13 protein-coding genes and 1 pseudogene are annotated in these 17714 nt (G+C 68.7%); 5 read left to right on the forward strand and 9 right to left on the reverse strand.

Annotated elements, in window-relative coordinates:
• From pleC to MZV50_RS26560, 3 genes are all read right to left on the reverse strand, one after another.
• Positions 1-2478 (reverse strand): cell cycle histidine kinase PleC, encoded by a 2478-nt coding sequence (gene pleC, locus MZV50_RS08610; RefSeq protein ID WP_252633994.1) that lies wholly within the window; start codon positions 2476-2478, stop codon positions 1-3.
• A 277-nt stretch (positions 2479-2755) separates the two neighbouring features.
• Positions 2756-5347 carry an aminopeptidase N gene (pepN, locus tag MZV50_RS08615; protein ID WP_252633995.1) on the reverse strand — a complete coding sequence of 864 codons (2592 nt, stop codon included), beginning with the start codon at positions 5345-5347 and terminating at the stop codon, positions 2756-2758.
• Positions 5348-5395: 48 nt separating this feature from the next.
• Entirely contained in the window at positions 5396-6097 is a 702-nt protein-coding gene (locus MZV50_RS26560; protein WP_354668928.1) for a hypothetical protein, read from the reverse strand.
• 317 nt (positions 6098-6414) lie between these two features.
• Here MZV50_RS26560 and MZV50_RS08625 point away from each other — a divergent pair, with 317 nt between their 5' ends.
• The 3 genes from MZV50_RS08625 (at position 6415) to MZV50_RS08635 (ending at position 9822) form a co-directional block, all read left to right on the forward strand.
• Positions 6415-7344, forward strand: coding sequence for a CPBP family intramembrane glutamic endopeptidase (locus MZV50_RS08625; RefSeq protein ID WP_252633996.1), 930 nt, complete (start codon positions 6415-6417; stop codon positions 7342-7344).
• A 123-nt stretch (positions 7345-7467) separates the two neighbouring features.
• Positions 7468-8583, forward strand: a complete 1116-nt coding sequence (locus tag MZV50_RS08630; RefSeq protein WP_252633997.1) for an acyl-CoA dehydrogenase family protein — start codon at positions 7468-7470, stop codon at positions 8581-8583.
• A 15-nt stretch (positions 8584-8598) separates the two neighbouring features.
• Positions 8599-9822, forward strand: coding sequence for an acyl-CoA dehydrogenase family protein (locus tag MZV50_RS08635; protein ID WP_252633998.1), 1224 nt, complete (start codon positions 8599-8601; stop codon positions 9820-9822).
• Positions 9823-9833: 11 nt separating this feature from the next.
• Here the strand turns inward: MZV50_RS08635 and MZV50_RS08640 are convergent.
• The 4 genes and pseudogenes from MZV50_RS08640 to MZV50_RS08655 all read right to left on the reverse strand — a co-directional run bounded on the left by MZV50_RS08640 (position 9834) and on the right by MZV50_RS08655 (position 15095).
• Positions 9834-11608, reverse strand: a pseudogene (locus tag MZV50_RS08640) (vWA domain-containing protein).
• A 98-nt stretch (positions 11609-11706) separates the two neighbouring features.
• Complete coding sequence (locus MZV50_RS08645) at positions 11707-13200, reverse strand: amidase (protein WP_252634000.1); 1494 nt, start codon at positions 13198-13200, stop codon at positions 11707-11709.
• Between the two features lie 167 nt (positions 13201-13367).
• Positions 13368-14156 (reverse strand): thioesterase family protein, encoded by a 789-nt coding sequence (locus MZV50_RS08650; RefSeq protein WP_252634001.1) that lies wholly within the window; start codon positions 14154-14156, stop codon positions 13368-13370.
• Positions 14157-14213: 57 nt separating this feature from the next.
• Positions 14214-15095 (reverse strand): LysR substrate-binding domain-containing protein, encoded by an 882-nt coding sequence (locus tag MZV50_RS08655; RefSeq protein ID WP_252634002.1) that lies wholly within the window; start codon positions 15093-15095, stop codon positions 14214-14216.
• Between the two features lie 139 nt (positions 15096-15234).
• Here MZV50_RS08655 and MZV50_RS26490 point away from each other — a divergent pair, with 139 nt between their 5' ends.
• Entirely contained in the window at positions 15235-15363 is a 129-nt protein-coding gene (locus MZV50_RS26490) for a hypothetical protein (protein WP_289781909.1), read from the forward strand.
• Between the two features lie 77 nt (positions 15364-15440).
• Here MZV50_RS26490 and MZV50_RS08660 read toward each other — a convergent pair whose 3' ends face one another.
• The gene (locus MZV50_RS08660) at positions 15441-16382 is read right to left on the reverse strand and encodes an electron transfer flavoprotein subunit alpha/FixB family protein (RefSeq protein ID WP_252634003.1); all 942 of its coding nucleotides are present in this window, start codon (positions 16380-16382) and stop codon (positions 15441-15443) included.
• Complete coding sequence (locus MZV50_RS08665) at positions 16382-17128, reverse strand: electron transfer flavoprotein subunit beta/FixA family protein (protein ID WP_252634004.1); 747 nt, start codon at positions 17126-17128, stop codon at positions 16382-16384. Before MZV50_RS08665 ends, MZV50_RS08660 begins: the two co-directional genes overlap by 1 nt.
• A 218-nt stretch (positions 17129-17346) precedes the next feature.
• Between MZV50_RS08665 and MZV50_RS08670 the strand changes: the two genes are divergently transcribed.
• Positions 17347-17658, forward strand: coding sequence for a hypothetical protein (locus MZV50_RS08670; RefSeq protein ID WP_252634005.1), 312 nt, complete (start codon positions 17347-17349; stop codon positions 17656-17658).
• The last annotated feature ends 56 nt before the right edge of the window (positions 17659-17714 follow it).

Raw genomic sequence — 17714 nt, forward strand, 5'->3', positions numbered from 1 at the left:
TCAGGCCGCCGCGAAGTCGCGCGTGGCCTTCTGGTCGCTCTGGCGGACGGGAAGGGTGAAGGTGACCGTGGTGCCTTCGCCGGGCTGGGAGTGCATTTCCAGACCGCCGTCGTGCATGTGGATCAGCGACTTGGTCAGGGCCAGGCCCAGGCCCGTGCCCTGGGTGGTCTTGGAGAACTGGCTCTCGACCTGTTCGAACGGCCGGGCCAGGCGCGCCAGGTCCTCCTTGGCGATGCCGATGCCGGTGTCGATGACCGACACCTTGACCATGTCGCCGAACGGGTCGCGACGGATCTCGGCGCGGATCGTGACGCTGCCGGCGCGGGGTGTGAACTTGATGGCGTTCGACAGCAGGTTCAGTAGCACCTGCTTGATCGCGCGGTAGTCGGCCTCGATCTCGGGCAGGTGCGGGAACTCGATGCTGAGCGCGAGGCCGGCGGCCTCGGCGCGGTTGCGGATCAGGCGGACGGCGTCCTCGGCCACGTCCTCCAGGTGCATCGGCTCGAACTTGAGGTTCATCTTGCCGGCCTCGATCTTCGACATGTCGAGGATGTCGTTGATCAGCGCCAGCAGGTGCTGACCCGACGAGTGGATGTCCTGGCTGTAGCCCTTGTAGCGCGGGTCGCCGAGCGCGCCGAACATCTCGTTCATCATGATCTCGGAGAAGCCATTGATGGCGTTTAGCGGCGTGCGCAGCTCGTGGGACATGTTGGCCAGGAACTCGCTCTTGGCCCGGTTGGCGCCCTCGGCCTTGACCTTTTCGGTCTCGTACTTGCGGGCCAGTTCGGCCAGCTGCTCCTGGCTGCGCTCCAGGCCGGCGACGGCGTTCTGCAGTTGCTCCTCGTTGAGGCGGCGAGCCTCTTCCTGGTTCTTGATCGCCGTGATGTCGGCGGCGGTCATAACGAGGCCGCCCTCGGCCGTGCGCCGCTCGCTGATCTGGATCCAGCGGCCGTCCATCAGCTCGGCCTCGCGCACGCCCTTGGCGCCGTCGGGCGCGGGATGCTCCTGCCGGATGGCGCGGGCCGCGAACCGGTTGACCTCGGCGCGGGCGGCGCCGGGCTTGAGGATCCGGGGCTCGAGCGAGAAGACGTTGCGGTAGTTGCGGTTGCACATCAGCAGGCGACCTTGGCGGTCCCACAGCACGAAGGCTTCCGACACGCTCTCGATGGCGTCGCGCAGGCGGTTCTCGGCGGCCTGGGCGCGGGCCTGGGCGATGCGCTCCTCGGTGACGTCCAGGGCCACGCCGATGATGCGGACGAAGCCGTCCGCGCCGGATCTGCCGAAACCCTGACCGCGCGCATCGACCCACAGGGAGCGCGCACCTTGCTCGGCGGCGGGGACGCGGAACGAGACGTCGAAGGCGCCGTACATGGCCGCGTTGGCCAGGGCGTTGCGAACCCGTTCGCGGTGATCGACCGAGATGCGCTCCAGGAGGTCCTGGCCCGACACGACTCCGCCACCGCTCCAGCCGAACATCGCGCCGGTGACGTCGGATAGAAACACCTGGTCGCTGCTCAGATCCCATTCCCAGATGCCGCAGCGGGCGGCCTCGACGGCCAGGCGGAAGCGCTGTTCGCTGTCAATGAACTCGCGGTGGGCGTGCTCGACCTTGCGGCTCTGGATCATCAGCAGCAGGGCCAGGGCGATGCCGATGGCCAGCGGGGCCATCATGTTGAAGGCGCCTTGCATCACCTGGCGCTCCAGCGTCGCGGCCGAGCGCATCGGCGCGGCGGACACCACCAGCAGGGCGCCTTCGGCCACCGGGCGCACGGCGATGTCGAGGCGGGCCCCGTCGACGGCTCGGCCGCGAACGGCGACGCGGCGGCCCAGGGCCTCGGGGGGCAGGGCGAAGGCCTCGCGCAAGGTGGTCGCGCCGCGAATATCGCGTCCGCGCAGGGTGATCAGCTTGCCGTCGGGCAGGGCCAGGGCGGCGCTGTCGCCCTTTTCCGGATCCACGACCAGCCGCGAGGCGTCGCCGCTGGCGATCACGAAGGCGGGGACCTGATCCACGGTGGCGGCGGTGGCGACATAGAGCCGGCCGGCGCGGCCGACCGAGCCGGTCCAGGTGTTGCGGCCCGTGATGGCGGCGGCATGCGCGGCGGCTTTCCAGTCGGCGGCCTCGTCACGGCCGGCCACGGCCACGATATCGCCAGAGCCGGTGATGATGGCGACGGCGGCGGCTTCGCCCCCGGCGGCGCGCAGCGCGATCTCGGCCGCGTCCGCGGGCGCGCCCGGATCATGCGCGAGCAGGTCGGCGGCGGCCGACAGGCCGGCGCGCTGGGCGGCGAGATTGGTCTCGACACGGCCGGCGATCAGCCCGGCCTTGGCCGCCAGCGAGGCGCCGCCGGGATTGGACGAGACCTCGCTCTGCAAACGCCTGACGCCGAAGGCGGTGTAGATGGCCAGCAGCAGCAGGGCGGACAGGATGGCGATCCGGACGAACGCCTGGGACGGCGCCCGGGCTGACTTGGCGCGCACGGCCGCGGGCGCGGCTGGTCCGGCAGCCGCCGGCCCCCGTGTCTCGCCATGCCTTTGTCCAAAACGCCCGGCTCCCGTGAGATCACCCGAAGCGCGCCAGGCGCGCTCCGACCTTTGAACCGAGGCCAGCAAGAGACGGGCCTTGGGGCGAGTCACTTCGCCAGATGGTGAATCTAACTTACCGGCCGGGACCGCGTCACCGCCGGAAAGGCGGATTCCGTGCTTATGAGCCCATTGGTCGCAACCCCAGCGATCGCGACTCATGGAAAACTGGAATTCAGCCCAGGGCCTTGGTCGCCAGTTCCAGCACGTTCTTCGACAGCTCCGGATGGGCGACGATGCGTTCGAGCTGCTCGCGCATCAGCTGGCCCAGCTCCGGCCTGTAGCGCCGCCAGCCGCCCAGCGGCTCGATCATGCGCGCCGCGGTCATCGGATTGAAGGCGTCCACGGCCAGGATCTGGTCGGTCAGGAAGCGGTAGCCCGCGCCGCTGGGATCGTGGAACCGCGCCGGATTGAAGTTGGCGAAGGTCGAGACCAGGGCCCGCAGACGGTTGGGATTGGTCGGCTCGAAGTCCGGATGGGTGGTCAGGGCCATCACCCGCTCCAGGACGTCCTCATTCGGATCACGGCCCTGCACCGAGAACCACTTGTCCAGCACCAGCGGCTCGGTCCGCCAGGCATAGTGGAAATTGGCCAACGCCTTGTCGCGCGCGACGCCGCCGATCGCCACCAGCGGATAGAGGCCGCCGATCATGTCGGTCATGTTTCGCGCGGCCTCGTAGTGGCCGACGATACGCATCAGGTTGTCGTTGTGCGGATCGGCGGACAGGGCCTCGGCGCAGGCGTTGCGGAGGGCGCGCCGGCCGGCGGCCTGGGCGCTGGCCGAGAACTCGTTGTCGCTCTGCATATCGCCGTGCAGGCGGCGCAGAAGGTCGCCCAGATGCACGGCGATGCGCGCGCGCAGGTGGTCTCGCGCCGCGTGCAGGGCCGCCGGGTCGGCGGGCTCTGACATCAGGGCCAGATCGGGCTCGGAGGGCAGGGCCAGCAGCTGGGCCTTGAAGGCTGGCTCGGCGGCGTCGTCGACCAGGGCCTGACCCAGCGCCTCGGCGTAGCGCTCCTCGCCGACCTCGTCCGGCGCGCCGCCCGCGCGGCCCAGGATCAGGTCGCGCGCCAGCGTCTGGCCGGCTTCCCAGCGGTTGAACAGGTCGGGATCCGAAGCGAACAGGACGTAGCGGTCGGCCGGCCGCGCATCGGTCGTCAGGTTCACCGGGGCCGAGAAGCCGCGCAGCGCCGAGACGACCGGTTCACTGGCCACGTTCTCCCAACGGACGGTGGCCGTGGCCTCGTCCAGCAGCACCACCTCGGTGTCGCGCAGGACCTCGCCGCTGGTCGACAGCAGGCCGATCGCCACCGGGATCGGCAGGGCGCGCTTGGTGGGCTGGCCGGGCGTCGGGGCGGTGGTCTGGGACAGGGTCAGGGTCAGGGCCCGAGCCGCTTCGTCGTAGGCGGTCTGCAGGGTCACCGCCGGCGTGCCGGCCTGCTCGTACCAGCCGAAGAAGTCGGTGAGGTCGCGGCCCGAGGCCTCGGCGAAACAGGCGATGAAAGCCTCGACCGTGGTCGCCTCGCCGTCATGGCGCTGGAAGTAGAGATCGCAGCCCTTCCGGAACGCCTCGGCGCCCAGGATGGTCTTGAGCATGCGGATGATCTCCGAGCCCTTCTCGTAGATCGTCGCGGTGTAGAAGTTGTCGATCTTCAGATAGCTGGACGGCCGCACCGGATGGGCCAGGGGACCGGCGTCCTCGGCGAACTGCCGGGCGCGCAGGGCGCGAACCTCCTTGATCCGCTGCACCGCCTCGCCGCGCATGTCGGCGCTGAAGCTCTGGTCGCGGAAGACGGTGAAGCCTTCCTTCAGGCACAGCTGGAACCAGTCGCGGCAGGTGATGCGGTTGCCGGTCCAGTTGTGGAAGTATTCGTGGGCGACCACGGCCTCGATCCGCTCGTAGTCCAGGTCGGTGGCGGTCTCGGGATCGGCCAGCAGCAGGGAGCTGTTGAAGATGTTCAGCCCCTTGTTCTCCATGGCCCCGAAGTTGAAGTCGCGCACGGCCACGATCATGAAGAGGTCGAGGTCGTATTCGCGGCCGAAGGTGTCCTCGTCCCACTTCATCGCCCGCTTCAGGCTGTCCAGGGCGTAGGCGGCGCGCGACGCCTGGCCCGGGTCGACGAAGACCCGCAGGGCGACCTCGCGGCCGCTCATGGTGATGAACTTGTCGGCCAGGACATCTAGGTGGCCGGCCACCAGGGCGAACAGGTAGCAGGGCTTGGGGAAGGGGTCCGTCCACTCGGCGAAGAAGCGGTCGTCGTCCAGCGCGCCGCTACCCACCAGATTGCCGTTGCTCAGCAGGTGCGTGAACTTGCGGTCGGCCTCGATGCGCACGCTGTAGCGGGACAGCACGTCGGGCCGGTCGGGGAAGTAGGTGATGGTGCGGAAGCCCTCGGCCTCGCACTGGGTACAGAACCGCCCGCCGGACATGTAGAGACCCATCAGCGCCTTGTTCGACGACGGATCGATCTCGACCTCGGTGGTCAGGACGAACTGGTCGGGGACCTCGTGGATCGTCAGCTGCTCGGGATCGATCGCGTACTGGTTGGCGCTCAGCGCCTGGCCGTCGATGGCGACGGACAGCAGCTTCAGCCGCTCGCCGTTCAGCACCAGCGCCTCGCGCGTGTCGCTCGTTCGCCGCACTGACAGCTCGGCCTTCACCCGCGTCCGCGACGGGTGCAGCTCGAAGACCAGCCGCGTGGTCTCGATGGCGAACGGGAAGGGGCGATAGTCAGCCAGCCGGATCGGCTGCGGCGTGTCGGTGCGCATGATCCCTAGCTAAGGCCGCGAGGCGGCTTCCGCCAGCGTCCAGCGCGATTACTTGGGGCGTCCGCGCAGGAAATTGGCGGCCGGTGGGCTGGGCGGATGTCCGTGGTCCGTCCGCGACGGGACCGGATCGGCGCGCGAGAACGCCGGCGCGCGCAGCTTCAACTCGCGCTCGAGAGCGGCCATGCGCTCGGTCAGCGACGGGGCGTTGAGGGTCGGCGACGTGGCAGGGCTCTCCGCCTCGGCCACGGGCGGGACCACCGTCGCCGCGGCCTCCTGCATGTCGTGCAGTTCCAGCTCGATGGTCGCCGCGCGCCGCGCCAGACCGCGCAGCGCCTCGGGCCTGGCCCCATCGGCGACCAGGGTGATCAGCTCCTGGGCCAGGGCTCGCAGTCTGGGCGCGGCGGCGATCATGCGCGCCTGGGCCTCTATGCGCGTGGGGTCGCGGTCATATTCCGCCCGAGGTACGCGCCAGCCGCCCCAGCCTTGCGGGTCGGTCGTCACCACCGGATGCGTGCCGGGGACCGGATGCTGGACCGTCTCGTCGTGACCGCGCCACTTATTGCGATCGCGTATGATGCGCCAGGCCTCGCCGCTCGTGTTGGTGGCGTCACGGGGATCGATCGTCAGTTCGGCCGCGTGGAACATTCGGCCCAGGCCGACGTCGTAGGTGATGCGGACGGGCTCGGATAAACCTCCAGTCCAGGCGGGAACGACGCGTTCGACGGTCGCCCACGCGCCGACGCTGTCCACCCAGACTCTCTGGTTTTTCTTGAACTGAGCCTTGGTCATTGCTTTGAGCGAATCACGTTCGGCGAACATGAAGCAACACAAGTAATACAGTAAGGTAAATATTCCGCGAGGTTATGCGCGGCTTCAACTATGAGGTGCATCGGTACAACCGATGAGATTACCTGCGAAACCTTGGGTGCCTCAGGTTAAGCGCAAGTCGCGTGGTGGTGATCCGCGACCGCCTGGAAGCATCGAGGTTCGCGACCCTTTCGCCATCGATTGACATACCGGGCCAAAGCAATGGCGAGCTTCTCGGTCTGAACAGAAGGAGCGGCGTCGTGGCGCGAGATCAGGCTGGGCTGGAAGTCGGGCGGCGGCGGTTCCTGCATCCCGGGCCGCTGCGCTGGTTGCGCGCCAGCGGCTGGATGGTGCTGCTCTTCGTCGTGTTCGCGATCGTCTATGCCGGCGCCCAGACGGTGGGAAATCCTCTGTTCAGCAAGGGCGGCCATCTGCTGGAAGTCCTGGAGGTCGCGGTCATCTGCGCGGCGGGCCTGGGTCTCTACGCCGGGATCGTGCGGCTGGCCGAAGGGCGCTGGCCCGAGGAACTGAGCCCGCGCCAGGCGCCGGCGGATCTGGCCATCGGCCTTGTGGTCGGGGCGGCCATGCTCAGCGTCGTCGTGGGCGGCCTCTACGCGCTGGGCGTCTATGAAATCAGCGGACCGCGCCCGGCCTCGGCCTGGGGGACAATCGCCATGGCCATCGAGTCCGGCGTGATGGAAGAGCTGCTGATGCGCGCCATCGTCCTACGCCTGCTGATGCGGGCCTTCGGGATCTGGCCGGCCCTGGTCCTGCAGGCGGCGTTGTTCGGCGCATTGCATCTGGCCAATCCCAACGCCAGCGCGACCGCCGCCGCCGCCATCGCCATCGAGGCGGGCCTGATGCTGGCGGGCTTCTATCTCTTGACCGGGCGGCTGTGGATGTCGATCGGCGTCCACGCGGCCTGGAACTTCACCCAGGGGTGGGTGTGGGGCGCCTCGGTCTCTGGCATCCCGGTCGTCGAGAGCTGGCTGGTCAGCAAGCCCAAGCCCGGCGCGCCGGAGTTTCTGAGCGGCGGCGCCTTCGGGCCCGAGGCCTCGCTACCGGCCATGGTGGTCGGTACGGCGACGGCGGTCCTGGTGCTGTGGCTGGCCTGGAAGAAGGGGAACTTCAAGGCGAAGGCGGACACGGTCCAGCCGTCCGACGCTTCGGTCCCGGATACCGTGGGGTAAGGCGCGACAGCCCCGCAAGAACTTGAAATTCTTGACGCCGGGTCAATCTTTCCCTTCGCGTGAACGTCGTTCAGTGTGCTCCCCGAGATCGGCCGCAAGAGCCTGGTCCCAGGGAGAACGCTCGTGGATTTCGACTATTCGGACGACCAGAAGTTCCTGAAGGAAGAGGCGCGCAAGTTCCTCGCCGCCCATTGCGACGTCGCCGTCGTGCGCGGCGTCCTGGACAACGCCGACCGCTCGTTCGACGAGAAACTGTGGAAGGGCGTGGCCGAGCAGGGCTGGCTGGGCGCCTCGATCCCCGAGGAACATGGTGGGCTGGGCCTGGGCCGCGTCGAGCTGTGCGCCATCGCCGAGGAACTGGGCCGCGTCGTCGCGCCGATCCCGTTCGCCTCCACCGTCTATTTCCTGGCCGAGGGCGTCCTGGCCCATGGCGCCGACGGCCAGAAGGCGGCCATCCTGCCGCGCATCGCCGCCGGCCAGATGATCGGCTGCCTGGCGACCTCGGAAGGGCCGGGCGTCGTGGGGCCCTCGACGCTGACCTGTCGGGTCGAGGCCGGCAAGCTGTTCGGGACCAAGATCCCCGTCACCGACGGCGACGTCGCCGACACCGCCCTGGTGCTGGCCAGCGAGAGCGGCCGACCGGGCCTCTATCTCGTCGACCTGACCGGCAAGGGCGTGGCGCGCGAGACCCTGAAGAGCCTCGATCCCACGCGCGGCGTGGCCAAGCTGACCTTCGACGGCGCGGTCGCCGAGCGGCTGGGCGAGGCCGGGCAGGGCTTCGAGATCGTCCAGGCGATCCTCGATCGCGCCGCCGTGCTGCTGGCCTTCGAACAGCTGGGCGGCGCCGACCGCTGCCTGGAGATGGCCAAGGAATACGCCCTGGGCCGCTACGCCTTCGGCCGGGTCATCGCTGGCTACCAGGCGATCAAGCACAAGCTGGCCGATATGTACGTCAGGAACGAGGTCGCCCGCTCGAACGCCTATTACGGCGCCTGGGCCCTGAACGACGACGCCCCGGAACTGCCGATCGCGGCGGCGGCGGCGCGGATCGCGGCCTCCGAGGCCTACTGGTTCGCCAGCAAGGAGAGCATCCAGGTGCACGGCGGCATGGGCTTCACGTGGGACGTCGACTGCCACCTCTATTACCGCCGCTCGCGGCAGCTCAGCCTGGTCGCCGGCGCGCCCAAGGTCTGGAAGGAACGGCTGGTCAGCCAGCTCGAACAGAAGAACGCGGCGTAAGGGAGCGCGAGGACCATGGATTTCAACGACTCTCCCGAAGAAGCCGCCTACCGCGAGAAGGCCCGCGCGTGGCTCGCCGAGAACGCCGCCGCTCACCGCGCCAAGTTCGGCGAGCTGAAGCCCAACACGCCCGAGCACATGGCCGCCGCCAAGGACTGGCAGGCGACCAAGGCCGGCGCCGGCTACGCCTGCATCACCTGGCCCGCGGCCATCGGCGGGGGCGGCGGCACGCCGATCCAGTCGGTGATCTTCGGCCAGGAAGAGACCAAGGCCGGCCTCGGCTACGGCTACTTCACGATCGGCCTGGGCATGTGCGTGCCCACGGTCATGGCCTTCGCCGATAGCGACACCAAGAAGCGCTTCGTCTCGCCCGCCGTGAAGGGCGAGGAGATCTGGTGCCAGCTGTTCTCGGAACCGGCCGGCGGCTCGGACGTGGCGGCTCTGCGGACGCGAGCGGTCAAGGACGGCGACGAGTGGGTGATCAACGGCCAGAAGGTCTGGACCACCGGCGCCCACTATTGCGACTACGGCATCCTGCTGACCCGCACCGATCCCGATGTGCCCAAGCACAAGGGCCTGACGATGTTCTGGATCGACATGCGCGACGCCGCCGTCGAGTGCCGGCCGATCCACCAGATGTCGGGCGGCCGCGAGTTCAATGAGGTCTATTTCACCGACCTGCGGGTCAAGGACAGCCAGCGCCTGGGCGAGGTCGGCGACGGCTGGAAGGTGGCCCTCGTCACCCTGATGAACGAGCGCCTGGCGGTCGGCGGCTCGGCCGGCCCGAACTATCGTGAGATCATGAAGCTGGCCCGCCAGCTGTCGGGCTCGACCGGCCCGGCGCTGAAGGACCAGGCGTTCCGCGAGAAGTTGGCCGACTGGTACGTCCAGTCGGAGGGGCTGAAGTTCACCCGCTTCCGCACCATGACCGCCCTGTCGCGTGGCCAGACGCCGGGGCCGGAAAGCTCGATCGGCAAGATCATCTCGGCCAACCAGCTGCAGGACCTGGCCAACACCGCCGTCGAGATGGAGGACCAGTACGGCATCCTGGTCGATCCCGACCAGGCCCCGGCCGAGGCGGCGTTCCAGCAGAGTCTGATGTGGGCCCCGGGCCTGCGCATCGCCGGCGGCACCGACGAGATCCTCAAGAACATCATCGCCGAACGGGTCCTGGGTCTGCCGGGTGACGTGCGGGTCGACAAGGACGTGCCGTTCAAGGACATGCCGACAGGGCGGTAGGGGGCGGTCCTCTACCGCGCCTTCACGTCCCGCGCCGCCTTGGTCAGCTGGACGAATTCCGCCCGCAGGCCGTCCGGATCGTCTCCGCGCGCGCCCTGGGCCAGGGCGGTGACGGCGGGCCAGTCGAAGCCGTCGTCGACCCACGGATCGCCGCGCAGCTTCTGGCCATAGGCGGCGACCGCCACAGCGAAGCGCGTCGACTCCGGCGCGGCCGAGAGGGTGGCGAACGTATCCGCCTTGCCGATCGGGCGCTCCATCAGCTTGGAGCTCGTTTCGCCGGGCAGCTTGTAGCGCACCTTCAGAAAGGCCAGTTCGCCCGCGGAAGCGGCCGGCGCGGCGGGCGTCTTGTCGCCGTAGCGCAGCGGATCCGACGATGGCCGCGCGCCGGCCGGAGTGATCTCGTACAGCGCCGTCACCGAGGCGCCCGACCCGACCTCGCCCGCGTCGACCTGGTCGTTGTTGAAATCCTCGCGGTTCAGCAGTCGCGTCTCGTAGCCGATCAGCCGGTACTCGCTGACCTGGCGAGGATTGAACTCGACCTGGATCTTCACGTCGTCGGCGATCGGAAACAGGCTGGCCTGGAAGTCGTCCCGCAGCAGCTTGCGCGCCTCGTTCAGGGTGTCGACGTAGGCCGCCACCCCGTTTCCGTTCTGGGCCAGGGCCTGCATCATCGTGTCGTTGTAGTTGCCGCGCCCGAAGCCGTAGACCGACAGGTAGACGCCGCTCTTGCGCTGGTCGGCGACGAAGTCCTTCAGCCGGGCTGGCTCGGCGATGCCGACGTTGAAGTCGCCGTCGGTGACCAGGATCACGCGGTTGACCGAGCCCTTGGCGAAGTTCTGCTTGGCCAAGGCGTAGGCCAGTTCCAGCCCCTGGCCGCCGGCCGTGGAGCCGCCCGCCCGCAGCGCGTCCAGGGCGCAGCGCATCTTCAGCTTGGAGCGGCCGTCGGTCGGCGACAACACGGCGCCGGCCGAGCCGGCATAGGCGACCATGGCCACGCGGTCCTGCGGCCGCAGCTGGTCGATCAGCACGTTCAGCGCCTTCTGGGCCAGGGGCAGGCGGTCGGGGCCCATCATCGAGCCCGAGGTGTCGACCAGAAAGACCAGGTTCAGCGGCGGCGCGTCGGCGCGCGGCGTGGCATAGCCCTGCAGGCCGATGTGCAGGATCTGGCGCTCCTTCGACCAGGGCGAGGGCGCGACCGCCACCGTGGCCCGGAAGGGCGTCTGGGCGCTGGCCGGGCGGGCGTAGCCGTAGTCGAAATAGTTGATCAGCTCCTCGACCCGGATGGCGTCGCGCGGCGGGGCGGCGCCGTCGTTGAGGAAGCGGCGGGTATTGGCGTACGCGGCTGTGTCGACGTCGATCGAGAAGGTCGAGACCGGCTCCTCGGCCACGCGCTTGACCGGGTTCGCGGCGGCGCCGGGATAGCGCTCGGTGTCGGTCGGCACGCGCGGCGCGGCGCTGATGATCGCCGGCGCGGAGCGCGGCTGGACCGGAGGAAGCGGCAGCGGCGGCGGGGGCGTCATGTTGGCCGGGGAGGCGGCGGCGGTGGCGGCGGCGGGGGAGCTCCGGTCGGCGCCGCGTAGTTCATGACGGTCGCTCGACTGGGGGCCGGGCGGGCGCCCGAGACGACGACGTCGCCGCCCAGGCTGCTCCGAAAGCCCAACGCCTCACAGGCTGCCGGCGTGGCCACGCCGTCTCCGGGCGGCGGCAGGGCCGATGCCGGAGACGCGCCGACCATGGCCAGGGACAACAGGCTGACGCCCGCGACGTGAAGCCCTTGCCGAACCATGGTCGATCTCCCTGCTAAGTCCTCATGTCATTTACATTCGTAATACGACAAAAGCGAGGCGCTGCAAAGATCAACTTCAGGATGATCTCGCCGAGCGACTACGGGGCGATGGTCTTCAGGAAAGTCGGCGGCTTCCTGTGGTGGGTCGCCTGCTCGTAGGCATAGCCCAGGTTCAGCAGCAGCTTCTCGCTCCAGGCCGGGCCGATGAACGACAGGCCGACCGGCAGGCCGGTGACGTCGCCCATCGGCACCGTCAGGTGCGGATAGCCGGCCACGGCGGGCAGGGTGGTGGCCGAGCCGCCGTAGTTGTCGCCGTTCAGCGGGTCGATGGTCCAGGCCGGTCCGGTAGTCGGGGCGACGATGGCGACCGCGCCGGTGTTCTTGAGGATCTTGTCGATACCCTCGGGGCCCGCGAGGCGCTTGGAGTCGGCCAGGGCCTTCAGGTAGTCGGGATCGGTCAGCCCCTTGGTCTTCTCGGCCTTTTCGAAACTCTCCTGGCCGAACCACTGGAGCTCCTTCGGGGTCGCCTTGTTGAAGGCGATCAGGTCGGCCAGCGTGCGGCTCTTGACCTTCTTGGGATCGGTCGAGGCCAGGTAGGCGGCCATGTCGGCCTTCAGCTCGGTATAGAGCACCACGCCCTCGGCCTTGCCGATCGGGCCTTCGTCGAAGTCCTTCACGTCGACCAGGATCGCGCCTTGGGCCTTGAGGTCTTTCAGCGCCGCCTCGAACACCGCATCGGTCTTGGGCGAGTAGCCGGTGTAGAACCGCGCCACGGCAAGCTTGACGCCTTTCAGCGCGTCCTTGGAGAGACCCGCGGCGTAGTCGGTCTTGCGGGCGTCGGCGTCCTTGGTGGCTGGATCGGCGGGGTCCGAACCGGCGATGACCGTCAGCACCTTGGCCGCGTCCAGGACCGTGGTGGTCATCGGGCCGGCGGTGTCCTGGCTGTGGCTGATCGGCACGATGTGGGTGCGCGAGACCAGGCCGACGGTGGGCTTGAGGCCAACCAGGCCGTTGATCGCCGCCGGGCAGGTGATCGAGCCGTCGGTCTCGGTGCCGATGGCCAGGGGCGCCAGGCCCGCCGCCACCGCCGCGCCCGAGCCGCTGGACGAGCCACACGCGCTGCGGTCCAGGACATAGGGGTTGCGCACCGTGCCGCCGATCGCGCTCCAGCCGCTAATCGACTTGGACGAGCGGATATTGGCCCACTCCGACAGGTTGGCCTTGCCCAGGATGACCAGGCCCGCGTCGGTCAGGCGCTTGACGATCGGGGCGTCGCGATTGGTGACGTTGTCCTTCAGCGCCAGTGAGCCGGCGGTGGTGGCCGTGTCGTCGGCGCTCTCGATATTATCCTTCAGCAGGATCGGCGCGCCGTGCAGCGGCGAGCGGACCTTGCCCGCCTTGCGCTCGGCGTCCAGGGCGCGGGCGTCGGCCAGGGCGTGCGGATTAGTGGCGATGACCGCGTGCAGGACGGGGTTCTTGTCCTTGATGACCGCCAGATAGCCCTTGGTGGCGTCTTCGGACGTCTGGGCGTGGACTGTCCCGGCCAGCAGGGCGATGGCGGCCGCGCCGGCCAGATGGGCGAACTTGGTCATGGACGTTTCCCCGGAGCTTGCCCGCGACGGTGGCCCGAAACCTCGTCCTTCGACAAGCTCAGGATGAGGTTTCTAATGCGAGGTCAAAAATAGTCCTCATCCTGAGCTTGTCCCACGGGTCCGACCGCCGGTCGGCCCGCGGATAAACTCCGGACGAGGACGGCTCCTCAGACGAAGATCGCCACGTTCTGTCGCGCCAGGATCAGCGGACGGCCGTGTCGGTCCCACAGGTGCATCTCCTGGGTCGAATAGCCTTCGCCGATCGTCTCGGCCCGGCTGCGCAGCAGGCGCCAGCCATCGTCGTTCGCGCCCGGCAGGCCGACGATGTCTAGGGCCCAGGTCATGGTCGAGATCGGACCGAACTGCGGGAACAGCGCCATGGCTGGCGGCGGCGGCATGTCGGCCAGGGCGACCAGGGCCGACAGCGAGGTCGCGGCCGGATCACGGTGGCGGATCCACAGAAGGTATTCGGGGGAACCGCCGGACAGCGGCCGGGCGCCGCCCGCCTTGCGCACCTCGAACTGGGCCGAGAAGTGCGGCGCGCCGGCGCGGTTCTCGGGGAAGAACGACTCGCAGGCCTCGGGCGCAGCGACCGCGGGGGCGGGGACATCGCCGTAGTCCAGCGCCGAGGCGCGGGCCGCGCCGAAGGTCAGGACGCCGTGGGTGGCCACGCCTTGCTCGCCGACCAGGTCGACGGCCACGAACAGGGTCGACTTGCCCTGGCGCAGCGGCTTGACCTGGATCGCCAGTTCCCCGGCGGCGGGACCGACGAAGGCGAACTGGGCCGAGCGCAGGGGCGGGGCTTCCGGGAAGGTTCGCTGGGCGGCTTCGACGCACAGCGCGGCCGACAGCCCGCCATAGGTGGTGCGGCCCTGTTTCCAGTCGTCGGTGACGAAGGCGGAAAAGCCGGACTCCGTGGCGGATACGGCGGCGACGAGGTCGGTGTACAGGGTCATGGCGCGAGGTTCGTTTTCTTTCGCTACGGAAGTCAAGCGGCCTCCGGCGCGAAAGCGTCACCGGGCGCGATCATCCTCTGTCGCCTTCAGGAACCAGTCCCTCAGCTTGAGAATACGCGGCAGCTTGGGGTTCTCTGCGCGCCAGACGAAGTTGTGGCCGGTCTCGACGTCGACCGATCCCGGCAGCGGGCGCACCAGACGGCCTTCGTCCAGGTCGCGTTTGGCATAGCCGCCGCGCGCCAAGGCGAAGCCAAGACCCTGGGTCGCCGCGTCCAGCATCATGGCCGAGCCGTCGAAGCCTAAGGCCGGCCGTGGCTCCGGCGGCTCGATGCCCATCGCGCGAAACCACACCGACCACGGCAGGTCGGTATGGCGCAGCAAGGGGGCCGCGAGCAGGTCTTGGGGCCGTTCGACGGGATGGCGGGCCAGCAGCGTCGGGCTGCAGACTGGAAAGATGCGCTCGTCCATCAAGCGGACCGACTCCATGCCCGCCCAGGGGCCGACGCCGTAGCGCAGAGCGACGTCCACGCCATCGGTGGCTAGGTCAGAGACGCGATCCTCGACGCGGATCGTCAGGTCCAGCTCGCCCGTCTCGGCCGACAGTCGCGCCAGCTGGGGCGACAGCCAACTGGTGGCGAAGGCCGGGCCGGCCGAGAGAACGATCGGTCCGCTGGCCGCCCGGCGGGCGCTGTCGACGCCTTGGCGCAAGGCGGCCATGGCCTCGCCGATCCGCGCGGCTAGCGCCGCGCCGGTGGCCGTGGGCTCCATCTGGTTGCCGCGCCGGATGAATAGCTGAACTCCCAGCTCTTCCTCCAGCTTGCGGACCTGCTGGCTGACCGCGCCGTGGGTCACGAACAGCTCCTGAGCCGCGCGGCTGTAGCTCTTGTGGCGGGCGGCCGCCTCCAGGGCGACCAGCGAGGAGAAGGGTGGCAGGCGCATGTTCAAGACGCGAGGATGTTAGTCCAGCTCACAAGTTCGCGCAGATACCATCGTTCGTAAAGCGTCCGTGGCTTTGGCATGGTCCTCATCGCGGCGCCGCGCTTCACACACACCACGCTCTTTTCGAGGACGGACGATTATGAAGACCCTGCTCATCGCGGGCGCGCTGACGCTCGCCCTGTTCACCGGCGCCGCCGTGAAGGCCCCATTGCTGACCCAAGACAACTTCGCTTGGGCCGAAGGGATCACCCCCCATACCGTGCGCTGAGCCGTGTTCCGGCCAGCAAAAAGGCCCGGAGATCGCTCTCCGGGCCTTTCGCTTTTCGTGACGTGACGGAGAGGGACTTACTTCCCCGCCGCCGTCAGGGCGTCCATCAGTTCCGGGACGGCCGTCTTGTAGTCGGCGACCAGGCCGAAGTCGGCCACCTGGAAGATCGGCGCGTCGGCGTCCTTGTTGATCGCGACGATCACCTTGGAGTCCTTCATGCCGGCCAGGTGCTGGATCGCGCCCGAGATGCCGATGGCGACATAGAGTTGCGGCGCCACGACCTTGCCGGTCTGGCCGACCTGGTAGTCGTTCGGGGCGTAGCCGGCGTCGACGGCCGCGCGCGAGGCGCCGACGGCGGCGCCCAGCTTGTCGGCCAGCGGCTCGATCACACGCTGGAACTCCTCGGCCGAGCCCATGGCGCGACCGCCCGAGACGACGATCTTGGCCGCGGCCAGTTCCGGACGGTCCGACTTGACCATCTCTTCGCTGACGAAGCGGGTCTTGCCGGCGTCGGCGCCGCCGACGGTTTCCACCGAGGCGGAGCCGCCTTCCGCCGCCGCCGCGAAGGCGGTCGGGCGGACGGTGATCACCTTCTTGGCGTCCGACGACTGGACAGTCTCCAGCGCGTTGCCGGCATAGATCGGGCGCGTGAAGGTGTCGGCCGAGACGACCTCGACGATGTCCGAGATCGGGGCGACGTCCAGCTTGGCGGCGACGCGCGGCGCGAAGTTCTTGCCGCCCGAGGTGGCCGGAACCAGGATCGCGTCGTAATTGCCGGCCAGGGCCAGCACGGCGTCGGCCTGGGCTTCGGCGATCCCGTGACCCAGGGCGTCGGACTCGGCCAGCAGCACCTTGCGGACGCCGGCGATCTTGGCGGCGGCGTCGGCCACGCCCTTGGCGCCCTTGCCCAGGACCAGCACGTCCACGTCGCCCGAGATCTTCAGGGCGGCGGTGACGACCTTGTGGGTGCCGTCGCGCAGGTGCGCGTTGTCGTTATCGGCGACGACGAGAACAGCCATTACAGCACCCCCGCGGTGTTGAGCTTGGAAACCAGGTCAGCGGCGGTCTCGACCTTGATGCCGGCCGAGCGCTTGGCCGGTTCGGTGACCTTCAGGACCTTCAGGCGCGGCGCGACGTCCACGCCGTAGTCGGCGACCGTCTTGCTGACGATCTCCTTCTTCTTGGCCTTCATGATGTTGGGTAGAGACGCATAGCGCGGCTCGTTCAGGCGCAGGTCGGCCGTGACGATGGCCGGCAGGTCGACGTCCAGGGTCTGGAGGCCGCCGTCGACTTCGCGGGTGACCTTGGCGCTGGAGCCCGACACCTCGATGGCCGAGGCATAGGTGGCCTGCGGCCAGCCCAGCAGGGCTGACAGCATCTGGCCGACGGCGTTGTTGTCGCCGTCGATCGCCTGCTTGCCCATCAGGACCAGGTTCGGGTTTTCCTCGGCCACCACGGCCGCGAGCAGCTTGGCCACGGCCAGCGGCTCGGGATCGGCGTCGGTGGTGATCAGGACGCCGCGGTCGCCGCCCATGGCCAGGGCGGTGCGGATCGTCTCCTGGGCTTGCGCCGGGCCGATGCTGACGATGACGACCTCGGTCGCCACGCCCTTCTCCTTGAGACGCACGGCTTCTTCGACCGCGATCTCACAGAAGGGATTCATCGACATCTTGACGTTCGCAAGGTCGACACCGGTCTGGTCCGCCTTCACGCGGGCCTTGACGTTGTAATCGATAACCCGTTTGACCGGGACTAGGACCTTCATCGGTTTCCACCGCCTCCAGGCTGCTTTTTATCCTGCTTGGCATCCGACTTACCGCTTCGGCGCCGCAATGCAAGTTTCCCTTTGCGTAAGCGTAATGCGATAACGCGCGTATGGTTCAAACGGTTGTACGATTTTCTTGCGCGCGTGGTCCGGCCGTCTCGCGAAAGTGGCCTCGGGTCCCAATTCCCTTAAGGACGGAAAGGCGGTAAGGGGCCGCCATGAACAAGACTTTCACCCGCTTGAAGTACATCTTCCTGGGCCTGTTCCTGCTCGGCAGCGCCGGCGTCCTAGCCTATCACGGCCTGTGGGTCTGGCCGAAGGAACGCTGCGAGGCGCGGGGCGGGGCCTGGGCCGGCAAATGGCTGAAGTGCGGGACGGTCTATTCAATCGAAACCCTGACGCGCCGCCCGAAGGGGCTGCCGCCGATCAACGGGGAAAAGCCGGAAGCGGCCACCGCTTCCTCCACTTCCTCGGCGAAAGCCGGGGCCCAGGTCGAGCCCTCCGCTGTTGCGGATAAGCCGAAGCCGTAAGGCGCGATCACTTCAAACTCACCGGATGGATCTGGGTCCCGGCTTTCGCTGGGGAA

Origin of the sequence: Caulobacter segnis (assembly GCF_023935105.1) — a bacterium.
GTDB classification, from domain to species: Bacteria; Pseudomonadota; Alphaproteobacteria; order Caulobacterales; family Caulobacteraceae; genus Caulobacter; species Caulobacter segnis_B.